Raw genomic sequence first — 9,230 nt, 5'->3', positions numbered from 1 at the left:
CCCCCAGCCCGAGGCGGGCGTTCACCGCCGTCTGAATGGGGACGGCGGCTCCCGCGACGACCGCGAGCAGCATCAGCAGGGGCAGCACGGCGCGGCCCGCTCCCTCAGACCTCGACGCCCGCGCGGCGCAGTTCCTCGCGCTGCTCGTCGAAGCCGCCGCGGCCCATCAGGGCGTACGTGAGCACCTTGCCGAGCTCCACGCCGGGCTGATCGAAGGCGTTGATGTCGAGCAGTTCGCCCATCACGGCGGTCTGCAGCATCAGGAACTGCAGGACGTACCCGAGGTGGTAGGCGCTGATCTCGGGGATGGTGATCGTGACGTTCGGCTGGCCCGCCTGCACCAGCGCGTGGGCGGTCGCGGCGAGCTCGGCGTTCATCAGCGCCTGGTAGGGCTTCTCGCCGAGGTAGTTCATCTCGGGTTCGTCCGGCTCGGCGTTCGGGATGAGCGCGCCGCGGTCCGCGCGGTCCACCTTCACGAAGGTCAGGATCTTGTCCTGGGGGCCCTCCCGGTAGAGCTGCACCTGCGAGTGCTGGTCGGTCGTGCCGACGGCCTTCACGGGCGTCGTCCCGACCCGCTCCGAACCGCCCGAGCGCTGTCGGTTCTTGCCGAGGCTCTCGGCCCACAGCTGCGCGAACCAGTCGCTCAGGAAGCGCAGGCGGGTGCTGTACGGCATGAACACCGTGATGTTGCGTCCGCGCCGCCCGAACTCGTCCTGCACGAGCGCGCCCTGCAGGATCTCGTTCTGGCGCGCGGGAAGCTCGAAGTGCGCCTGCGCGTCGCGCGCGCCGCGCAGCAGTTCACCCGCGTCCACCCCGCCGAGCGCGGCGGGCAGCAGACCCACCGCCGACAGGACGCTGAAGCGGCCCCCGACGCTGGGCGGCACGGGCAGCGTGGCGTAGCCCTCGCGCTCGGCGAGCGGACGCAGGACGCCCTTCTCGGGATCGGTCGTGGCGACGATCTGCTCGCGGTACGCGTCCCCGACGTGCGCGCGCAGCCACGCCTTGCAGCTCAGGTACGCCGCCATCGTCTCGGTGGTCGTGCCGCTCTTGCTGATGACGTTCACGACCGTGCGGCGCGGGTCGAGGACCTCCAGCAGACCCGTGATCACGTCCCCGTCGACGTTGTCGACGAAGTGCACCCGCATGCCGGGACGGTCCGCCATGAGGTTGTGGTAGGGATGCTGCAGCGCCGTCACGACCGTGAGGCCGCCGAGACTGCTGCCGCCGATCCCCAGCACGACGAGGTCGTCGTACCTGCCTCGCAGGCGCCCGGCGAGGGCCTCCACGTCGGCGAGCACGTCGCCGCGCGGGAGGTCCATCCAGCCGAGGTACGGGTCGCCGCCCGCGCGCCAGCGCGCGAGCACCGCGTCGCGCGCCGCTTCGAGACGCGCCGCGCGCTCCTCGAGAAGTGCGTCGTGATCAAGGCCCGCGTCGCCGAGACGTTCCGTCGTGATGTTCCTGAGATCCAGCATTCGCCCAGTGTACCCCCGCCATGCGGAATCGCACCCGGGGGCGTGTGCCTGAAGTGGCGGTGAACGCTTCCTCTGCCTTCCCGATACTCACTTGCGACGTCTGGCAGCGCAGAATGTTGGCCATGAAGAAGCTTCTGATGGTGACGGTTCTTGGTCTGGCGGGCGCGGCGGGCGCGCAGAGCGTGTCCCTCAACGGGGCAGTGTCCTTCACGGGCGGAACGGGCCTGTTCGTCGGCGTGACCGCCAACGACGTGACGAGCCTCGGTGGTCTCGGCGTGAGCGCCCGAGCGGCGGGCGACTTCGCGCGGGGTGCCAGCGCGCTCAACCTCGACGCGTTCGTGACCCTCCCGGCGGGCGGCATCAACCTGTACGTCGGTCCGGGCGTCGCGATCGGCCTCAACGGCGGCGGCACGAGCGTGCAGGTCACGGGCGGCGCGGCCTTCCCCGTCGCGGACCAGCTCGACCTGTTCGCCGAGGCGGGCTTCCGCTTCAACGGCAACGGCGTGTTCCGCGCGGGCATCAACTACACCTTCTGATCGGCGGGCCGCTTCGTCGGCCGCAATGTGGAGTTTCATCGTCGTACCGACCGGGCATCCATAGTATGCTGGGCCCGCTCTCATGAGAGCGCCCGGTGTGGGCGCGCTCGGAGACGAAGGAGGAAGTCATGAAGAAGATGATTCTCGTCGCCATCCTCGCGGCCAGCAGCGCCGCCGGCGCCCAGGCCATTCAGCTCAGCGGTGGCGCGTCCCTCACGAACCTGAACTTCGGGGGCAACTTCGGCATCACGGCCCAGAGCCTCGCGAACTTCAACGGCGTGGATCTCGACGGTCGTCTGTCCGTGGACCTCTCGGGCGGCGACGTCGGCACCTTCGTGAACGCGGACCTGCTGTTCAACTTCCCGCAGGACGCCTACAACCTGTACGCGGGTCTCGGCCTGAGCGCGGCCCTGGGGGGTGTGAACTCGTCGCTGCTGTTCGGAACGGCCACGATCGGTGCGGCCTTCCCCGTCGCGGATCAGATCGGCGTGTTCGCCGAGGCGGCGCTCCGCTTCAACGGCCAGCAGAGCCTGGTGAGCCGTTCGGTCGTGCGCGCGGGCCTGACCTACGTGTTCTGATTGATTTTCATGGGAACCGCGCCGCACATGTGCGGCGCGGTTCTTTTTTGACCCGAGCCGGTATCCTGTCCCCGTCAGATTTCAATCAGATCTCAAAGATGTAGACAGGCTCCATGTTCACCATGACCGATTCTAAATTCTCAGTCAGGCGACTCTCTGAAAATGTCCGGTGAATGGGCTGTATGAGTAGTACATGCGTCCACACGAGCCCGGCTCACGGACGACACGGAGGAACCCATGAACAGGATCATTTGCACCCTCGCCCTCGCGGGCGTCTGCGCCGCGTCCGCCCAGAGCGTCAGCGTGAGCGTCGCGCAGCCCGACTCGTACGAGTTCGGCATCTCCGCCGGATACGCGGGCGGCCTCAGCGGCGCCCTGAGCTTCACGGCCCGCAACGTCGGCGGAAGCAGCCTCGGCATCCGCACCAGCGTCGCCTACACCAACATTCCCGACAGCCTCAACGACAACGAATCGCTCGTGCTCGGTCTGCCCGCCGCGCCCGGCATCCGGGTCGGCGACCTCAAGGCGACCAACGAGGGCACCGAGGCGGGACGCAACATCACCCTCGGCGTCGACGGTCTCCTCCACCTCGGGTACAGCGAGGCGAGCGGCATCGGCGCGAACGCCTACGCGGGCGTGCGCTACAACCTCTTCACGGGCTCGCTGACCACCCAGAGCACCAGCGGCCCCGAGACGATCTTCGTCAGCACCAACCAGATCGGCGTGGGCGGCGGCGTGATCGCCAGCCTGCCCCTCTCCGGCAACGTCTTCCTCACCGGCGACCTCGGCGTGGATCACTTCTTCGACGCGCCCATCCGCGTCAGCAACCCGTCGAGCAACGCAGGCGATCAGGTCGCCAACCCCGGCGACTCGAACTACGCGCAGGCCGACAGCCTCGCCAACCAGCCCAAGACGGTGCTCAAGGCGAAGGTCGGCGTGGCCGTCCGCTTCTAACCGTCCTTTCGCGCGCCGCCCTCCTCGCGGGGGGCGGCGTCCGCCTTGGCGGTCAGTGCCCGCAGGTGCGCGAAGGCGCCCACCACGCGAGGGAAACCCAGGTAGGGAATCGCGAAGAGCAGCGCCTCGCGGACCTCGCGTTCCGTCGCGCCCGCCCTGAGCGCGCCGCGCAGGTGCGTGCGCAGCTCGTCCGGGTTGCCCAGCGCGAGCAGCATCACGCAGGCCAGCAGTTCCTTGGTTTTCAGGTCGAGGCCCTCGCGCTCGTAGATCTCGCCGTACGCGAAGTCGAGGACGTACGTCGCGAGGTCCGGGTCGAGGTCACGCAGACGCGCCTCGATCCGGCCCGCCTGATCACCCCACAGGTCATCCTTCACGGTCATGCGTCGAGGCTAGCGCTTCGGGACGCGCGCACGTGACGGGGCCGCCCCGACCCGTGGGTCGGGGCGGCCCCTCGTCGGCCGGGTTACTTCTTCTTGACCTGGTTGACGACGGCCTGCGTGAGGTCCGTGGACTTCGTGTCGGCGTAGATGACGAGGCCGCTCTGCTGCGCGATGGCGTAGTCGAAGACCATCGAGTAGCCCTGCGCCCTGGCGGTCACGGCGACCGCGTTGTTCACGGTCTTCGCCACGGGCGCGAACTTGTCCGCGATCTGCTTCTGGTACTTCTGCGTGGTGGCGTTGTACGTCTTGACGTAGGTGTCGAGCGCCTGACGGTCCGCGGCGCTCAGCGGGCCCGTGTTGGCCTTCTGCTGCAGCGCCTGGATCTTCTTGGCCTGCGCGCCGAGCTCCGTGTCGGCCTGCTTGCGGACCGCCGCGACGGTCTGCCCGCCGGGCGTGGCCTCCAGGACCTTCTGCACGTTCACGAAACCGACCTTCGCGCCCGCCTTCTGCGCGTGCGGGGCGGTGACGAGCAGCGCGAGCGGAAGCGCGAGAAGCACCTTGGACGCCTGTTTGCCGTTGATGGTGAGGTGGATGTTCATGCTGCCTCCGAGTCAAACCCCCCGCCTGGGCGGGGGGGTGAGGGACGTCTGAAGGACGCTTACTTCTTGAGCTGGGCGGAGACGGCGCTCGTGAGGTCGAGCGACTTCTCGTCGGCGTAGATCACGAGCCCGCTGGTCGCGGCGATGTTCTTGTCGAGGACCATCGTGACGCCCTGCGCCTTGGCGGTCGCGGCGACGGCCGTGTTGACCTGCGCCAGGACGGGGTCCGTCTTGTCCTGGATCTGCTTCTGCCACTTCTGCGCGTCCGCCTGGTAGGTCTTGGCGAGCGCGTCGAGGGTCTGACGGTCCGCGGCGGTGGCGTTGTTGCCCTTCTGCTGGATCGCGGCGATCTTGTCCTGGGTGGGCTTGAGGGCGGCCTGCGCCTGCTTGTTCAGGGCGTCGAGCTCGCCGTACTTGGGGTGCGCCTTGAGGACCGACTGGACGTCCACGTAGGCGAGCTTCTGGGCGGTGTTCTGCGCGTGGGGCGCGAGCGCGCCGAAGGCGAGCGTGCCGAGAACGGCGAGCGGAACGAGCTTGGTCGACTTCATGAGCCTGAGACTACCACGGGCGATGTAAAGAACATGAAGTCATCCGCAGACGCCGTGAATGTGGAGTCAGTTTAGAATCATTTCATGCTCGTTCGTGACTGGATGACCTCACAGCCCGTCGTCGTGTCGCCCGACACGCCCGTCCTCGACGCCCTCAAGATCCTCAAGGAGCGTGGCTTCCGCCGCCTGCCCGTCATGGAGGGCGAGCGCCTCGTCGGCATCGTCACCCGCAAGGACCTCAAGGACGCCATGCCCAGCAAGGCCACGACCCTGAGCGTGTGGGAGCTGAACTACCTGCTCTCCAAGCTCACCGTCAGCGAGGTCATGGCCCGCCCGGTCGTCACGGCCGCCGAGGGCGAGTACATGGAGGACGCCGCGCTGCGCCTGCAGGAGCACGACGTGGGCGGCATGCCCGTCCTGAACGACGCGGGCCGCGTGTCGGGCATCATCACCATCACGGACGTGCTGCGCGCCTTCATCGAGATCATGGGCCTGCGCGAGGGCGGCACCCGCCTCACCTTCGACATGCCCGACGTGCCCGGCAGCCTCGCGCGCGCCACGTCGGCGGTGTCGCCCAGCAACATCATCAGCCTCGCCACGACCGGGCACGTGGGGGGCAACCGCCGCTTCGTGATGCGCGTCGTCGGGGAGGGCTCCGAGGGCGCGGCGCAGCGCGTTCGCGACGCGGGCATCGACGTGGCTCAGGACTGAACGTCCCCCGAAGGGGCGCCCCCGACCCGCGTGGTCGGGGGCGCCCTCCTCGGTTCTTCAGCTCTGCGGGCCGTCGTCCGGTGACGGTCCGCCGCGCAGGTCCCGCACCTCGATCGCGCCGTAGGGCTCCGTCTGCGTCACGGCGAAGTCGCCGTCCTTGACGCCTTCGAGCAGCGCGCCGAAGTACGTGGTGCGCTCGCCCCAGTCGGCGACGGTGACGCCCCCGAACACGAAGTGCCGCAACCGTGAGGCGTACGCGCGCAGGGCCACGAGGGCGTCGGCGAGGGTGGTGCGTTCGCGCGCGAGGAGCGGCACGCTCACCTCGCGCACCGCCTGCCTCGCGGCCTTCACGAGCTTCGCGAGCCCCCCGGACGGCGCGCGCCGCTCCCGCCGGGGCAGCCCGAGGTCCACCGCGCGCGCCGGGACGAGATGCTGACGCTCCTGCCGCCTGCGCGCGAGGAAGCCCACGAGCACGTCGAGCTCCGCGAGGGCGTCCACGCCGCTCGCGATCTCCTCCACGAAGTCGTCCCCGTCGCCGTCGTCGGGCGTGTCCTCGGGCTCCACGCGCGGCAGCAGGAGCCGCGCCTTGAGCGCGATGACCGCCGCGAGGGGCGGCAGCAGGTCCGCGCTCGCCTCCACCCGCGCCTCCCGCAGCGCGCCCGCGCGGGCGAGCACCTCGCGGGTGAGCGCGAGGAGCGGCACCTCGGCGGGACGGACCTTCCCGGCGCGCAGCGCGGACGCGAGCTCCGCGAGGCTGCCCTCGAAGGTCCCGGCCCGCGCGACGAAGACCGTCTCGACGTCGGCGGGCGCGGCGGGCGCGGCGGACGTCATCCCTGCGGGTTCGGCGACCGGCTCGTCCGTGCGCGCGACGGGCGCGGGCCGCTCGGCGATCTCGGGGCGGTACAGGCCGAGCCTGCCGCGCACCTCCCGCATGGTCTGCGCGGCGATGGCGCGCGCTTCCGAGGCGCCCCTCGCGAGGGCCGCGTGGACGCGCTCCGGGTCGCGGCGCAGCGCGGCGGCGTTGTCGTGGATGGGCGTCAGGGTGCGCTCCACGCCCTCCATCAGGATCTTCTTGCACTCCACGCAGCCGATCCCGGCGCGGGCGCACTCCACCTCCACCATGTCCCCGATGGGCTGCGGGTTGAACAGTCGGTGGTACTGGTAGATGATGCAGCGGTGCGGATCGCCGGGATCGGTGCGGCGCACGCGCGCGGGGTCCGTGGGCGCGACGCGCAGCTTCGCCCAGACGCTCGCGAAGTCCTCCAGCACCCCGATGGTGTTGCCCTTGGACTTGCTCATCTTGCCCTGCGCGTCGATGCCGGGCACGCGCAGCGCGTCCGCGTTGTTCACCGTCCTCGGCTCCGGGAAGGTGTCGCCGAAGCGGTAGTTGAAACGCCGCGCGATCTCCCGCGCGAGCTCGATGTGCTGCTCCTGGTCCTCCCCGACGGGCACCGTGTCCGCCTTGTACACGAGGATGTCGGCGGCCTGCAGGGCCGGGTACGCGAGCAGGCCGGTCAGGACGCTGTGCTGACGCGCCTTGTCCTTGAACTGCGTCATGCGCTCCAGGTCCCCGAGGGGCGTCTGCGTCATGAAGACCCAGCCGAGCTCGGTGTGCTCCGGCACGTGGCTCTGCGCGAACAGGATCACCCGGTCGGGGTCGAGTCCGGCGGCCATGTTGACGAGCGTCACCTCAAAGGTGCGCGGCCCGAGCAGTTCCGGTTCGTGCGGGATGGTGATGGCGTGGTAGTCCACGACGCAGAAGATGGCGTCCTTGCCGAGCTGGTCGCCCAGCTTGACGTAGTTCTGGATGGCGCCGAAGTAGTTCCCGATGTGGATGTCACCGGTCGGCTGGATGCCGGAGAACGCGCGAGGCATGACGGGATTGTAGCGCGGGGGGCGCGGCGCGCACGGAGCGCGCGAGGCTTCTACAATGGGGCCATGAGCCTCACGAACGTCCGTAAGCCTGCCGCCGGGAGCCCCGCGTGACCGCGCCCGCCCGTCAGATCCGCGTGCTGATCGCCAAGCCCGGCATGGACGGCCACGACCGCGGCGCGAAGGTCATCGCGCGCGCCCTGCGTGACGCGGGCATGGAGGTCATCTACACCGGCCTGCGCCAGACCGCCGAGATGATCGTGTCCGCCGCCGTCCAGGAGGACGTCGACGCCATCGGCCTGTCGGTCCTGTCGGGCGCGCACATGCACTACTTCCGCGAGGTCCGCGCCCTGCTCGCCGAACGCGGCGCCGAGGACATCATCCTCTTCGGCGGCGGCATCATCCCCGACCAGGACCTCCCGAAGCTGGAGGAGCTCGGCGTGGGCCGCCTCTTCACGCCCGGCACCAGCACCGAGGACCCCGTGGCGTGGCTGCGCGAGGTCGTGCCCGCCCGCTGGGCCGCGCAGGAAGCGAGCTGACAAGACGAACGGAAGGCGCCCCGGCTGGGAGGTCGGGGCGCCTTCCTCAGCGCTGGCGGTCCCTGATCTCGGAGAGGGTCTCCTCGAAGGCGTCGACGAATTCCTCCTCCAGGGTGGTGTCCCTCACGAGGTCGTTCTGTTCGTTGACGGCCTGCGCGCGGGCCCAGCGGACGCGGGCGCCCCAGGCGCGGTAGACGTTGCCGCGCCCCGCGATGTACTTCGCGGCGTGCCGCACGGCCTCCACGACGTCGGAGGAGGGGGCGGTCACGGCGAGGTTGCGCAGGCCGCCATCGTCGTTGACGAGGCTGGCGGTGACCTCCACGCGTGAGCCCCGGTTGGAGAGGAACACCTGATCCACGCGCCACATGCTCGTGGCGCGCAGGGGGCTGGCGTGCGGGTCGCTTCGGCGGCGGGAGTGGCGGGCCATGTTCGCACGATGGTAATTGAAACGGCCTACCCTGACAACGACGGGGGTTTCACTCGGGCGCGCGGTCGCCCCGTCCGGGGCCCGTCCAGACGCGCGCTTCCTCCACGCCGAGCAGGACCCGCCCGACGCCCTCGGCGAGCGCTTCGAGTTCGAGCTCGCCGGGAATGACGATGACGGGCGCGATCCAGCCGACGTTGCGTTCGATGCGCTCCACGAGGCTCTCCCAGCGGGCCGCGCCGCCCGTGAGGGCGATCGCGTCGGGTCGTCCGCCGAACGCGCCGTACGCTCCGATGGCCTTGCTGATCTGCAGGACGAACGCGGCGACGGCGACGCGGACCTCCACCTCGGTCTTCTCGCGCCACTCCAGGTCGCGCAGGTCGGCGGTGCCGGTGAGGCCGCGCAGGCCGCCCTCCTGGGTGAGGCGCCGTTCGAGCTCCTCGCGTGGGGTGGAGTAGGCGAGGTCGAGCAGGCCGCGCAGGGGCAGCGTGCCCGCCCGCTGGGGCGAGAAGGGGCCCTCGTCGAGGAGGGCGCCGGTGGTGTCCACGGCGCGGCCCTGCGCGAAGGTGGTGACGCTGACGCCCCCGCCGAGGTGCGCGACGACGACGCGGGCGTCC

11 protein-coding genes and 1 pseudogene are annotated in these 9,230 nt (G+C 70.2%); 5 read left to right on the top strand and 7 right to left on the bottom strand.

Annotated elements, in window-relative coordinates:
• Nucleotides 1-104: 104 nt before the first annotated feature.
• Entirely contained in the window at nucleotides 105-1,472 is a 1,368-nt protein-coding gene (locus DEIPI_RS0101870; RefSeq protein WP_027480667.1) for a hypothetical protein, read from the bottom strand.
• Between the two features lie 122 nt (nucleotides 1,473-1,594).
• Between DEIPI_RS0101870 and DEIPI_RS0101865 the strand changes: the two genes are divergently transcribed.
• The 3 genes from DEIPI_RS0101865 (at nucleotide 1,595) to DEIPI_RS0101855 (ending at nucleotide 3,540) form a co-directional block, all read left to right on the top strand.
• Nucleotides 1,595-2,008 carry a hypothetical protein gene (locus DEIPI_RS0101865; RefSeq protein ID WP_045233440.1) on the top strand — a complete coding sequence of 138 codons (414 nt, stop codon included), beginning with the start codon at nucleotides 1,595-1,597 and terminating at the stop codon, nucleotides 2,006-2,008.
• Between the two features lie 128 nt (nucleotides 2,009-2,136).
• Complete coding sequence (locus DEIPI_RS0101860) at nucleotides 2,137-2,586, top strand: hypothetical protein (RefSeq protein ID WP_157463400.1); 450 nt, start codon at nucleotides 2,137-2,139, stop codon at nucleotides 2,584-2,586.
• A 237-nt stretch (nucleotides 2,587-2,823) separates the two neighbouring features.
• Complete coding sequence (locus DEIPI_RS0101855; protein WP_027480664.1) at nucleotides 2,824-3,540, top strand: hypothetical protein; 717 nt, start codon at nucleotides 2,824-2,826, stop codon at nucleotides 3,538-3,540.
• Here the strand turns inward: DEIPI_RS0101855 and DEIPI_RS27725 are convergent.
• The 3 genes from DEIPI_RS27725 to DEIPI_RS0101840 all read right to left on the bottom strand — a co-directional run bounded on the left by DEIPI_RS27725 (nucleotide 3,537) and on the right by DEIPI_RS0101840 (nucleotide 5,067).
• Nucleotides 3,537-3,920 carry a carboxymuconolactone decarboxylase family protein gene (locus DEIPI_RS27725; RefSeq protein ID WP_045233439.1) on the bottom strand — a complete coding sequence of 128 codons (384 nt, stop codon included), beginning with the start codon at nucleotides 3,918-3,920 and terminating at the stop codon, nucleotides 3,537-3,539. The two genes, DEIPI_RS0101855 and DEIPI_RS27725, sit on opposite strands and share 4 nt — an antisense overlap.
• An 83-nt stretch (nucleotides 3,921-4,003) precedes the next feature.
• Nucleotides 4,004-4,519, bottom strand: a complete 516-nt coding sequence (locus DEIPI_RS0101845) for an OmpH/Skp family outer membrane protein (protein ID WP_045233438.1) — start codon at nucleotides 4,517-4,519, stop codon at nucleotides 4,004-4,006.
• A gap of 59 nt (nucleotides 4,520-4,578) precedes the next feature.
• Entirely contained in the window at nucleotides 4,579-5,067 is a 489-nt protein-coding gene (locus tag DEIPI_RS0101840) for an OmpH/Skp family outer membrane protein (protein ID WP_027480662.1), read from the bottom strand.
• An 84-nt stretch (nucleotides 5,068-5,151) separates the two neighbouring features.
• On the opposite strand from DEIPI_RS0101840, the gene DEIPI_RS0101835 reads away from it, so the two are divergent.
• Nucleotides 5,152-5,778 carry a CBS and ACT domain-containing protein gene (locus DEIPI_RS0101835; protein WP_027480661.1) on the top strand — a complete coding sequence of 209 codons (627 nt, stop codon included), beginning with the start codon at nucleotides 5,152-5,154 and terminating at the stop codon, nucleotides 5,776-5,778.
• A 57-nt stretch (nucleotides 5,779-5,835) separates the two neighbouring features.
• Here the strand turns inward: DEIPI_RS0101835 and trpS are convergent, their stop codons facing one another.
• Nucleotides 5,836-7,653 (bottom strand): tryptophan--tRNA ligase, encoded by a 1,818-nt coding sequence (trpS, locus tag DEIPI_RS42035; protein ID WP_342667496.1) that lies wholly within the window; start codon nucleotides 7,651-7,653, stop codon nucleotides 5,836-5,838.
• Between the two features lie 107 nt (nucleotides 7,654-7,760).
• Between trpS and DEIPI_RS0101825 the strand changes: the two genes are divergently transcribed.
• Entirely contained in the window at nucleotides 7,761-8,189 is a 429-nt protein-coding gene (locus DEIPI_RS0101825) for a cobalamin B12-binding domain-containing protein (RefSeq protein WP_027480660.1), read from the top strand.
• 46 nt (nucleotides 8,190-8,235) lie between these two features.
• Here DEIPI_RS0101825 and DEIPI_RS0101820 read toward each other — a convergent pair whose 3' ends face one another.
• Nucleotides 8,236-8,616, bottom strand: a complete 381-nt coding sequence (locus tag DEIPI_RS0101820) for a hypothetical protein (protein WP_027480659.1) — start codon at nucleotides 8,614-8,616, stop codon at nucleotides 8,236-8,238.
• 49 nt (nucleotides 8,617-8,665) lie between these two features.
• A pseudogene (locus tag DEIPI_RS27715) lies at nucleotides 8,666-9,230 on the bottom strand (butyrate kinase); the annotation flags it as partial.

It is taken from the genome of Deinococcus pimensis DSM 21231, from assembly GCF_000519345.1.
GTDB lineage: Bacteria > Deinococcota > Deinococci > Deinococcales > Deinococcaceae > Deinococcus_A > Deinococcus_A pimensis.
This window is presented reverse-complemented; position numbering and strand designations above follow the sequence as displayed.

Excerpts from the sequence above, each read along its gene's own strand:
- DEIPI_RS0101860 (WP_157463400.1), top strand. The coding sequence starts at position 2,137 with ATGAAGAAGATGATTCTCGTCGCCATCCTCGCGGCCAGCAGCGCCGCC.
- DEIPI_RS0101870 (WP_027480667.1), bottom strand. The coding sequence starts at position 1,472 with ATGCTGGATCTCAGGAACATCACGACGGAACGTCTCGGCGACGCGGGC.
- DEIPI_RS27725 (WP_045233439.1), bottom strand. The coding sequence starts at position 3,920 with ATGACCGTGAAGGATGACCTGTGGGGTGATCAGGCGGGCCGGATCGAG.
- DEIPI_RS0101835 (WP_027480661.1), top strand. The coding sequence starts at position 5,152 with ATGCTCGTTCGTGACTGGATGACCTCACAGCCCGTCGTCGTGTCGCCC.
- DEIPI_RS0101820 (WP_027480659.1), bottom strand. The coding sequence starts at position 8,616 with ATGGCCCGCCACTCCCGCCGCCGAAGCGACCCGCACGCCAGCCCCCTG.
- trpS (WP_342667496.1), bottom strand. The coding sequence starts at position 7,653 with ATGCCTCGCGCGTTCTCCGGCATCCAGCCGACCGGTGACATCCACATC.
- DEIPI_RS0101865 (WP_045233440.1), top strand. The coding sequence starts at position 1,595 with ATGAAGAAGCTTCTGATGGTGACGGTTCTTGGTCTGGCGGGCGCGGCG.
- DEIPI_RS0101845 (WP_045233438.1), bottom strand. The coding sequence starts at position 4,519 with ATGAACATCCACCTCACCATCAACGGCAAACAGGCGTCCAAGGTGCTT.
- DEIPI_RS0101855 (WP_027480664.1), top strand. The coding sequence starts at position 2,824 with ATGAACAGGATCATTTGCACCCTCGCCCTCGCGGGCGTCTGCGCCGCG.
- DEIPI_RS0101840 (WP_027480662.1), bottom strand. The coding sequence starts at position 5,067 with ATGAAGTCGACCAAGCTCGTTCCGCTCGCCGTTCTCGGCACGCTCGCC.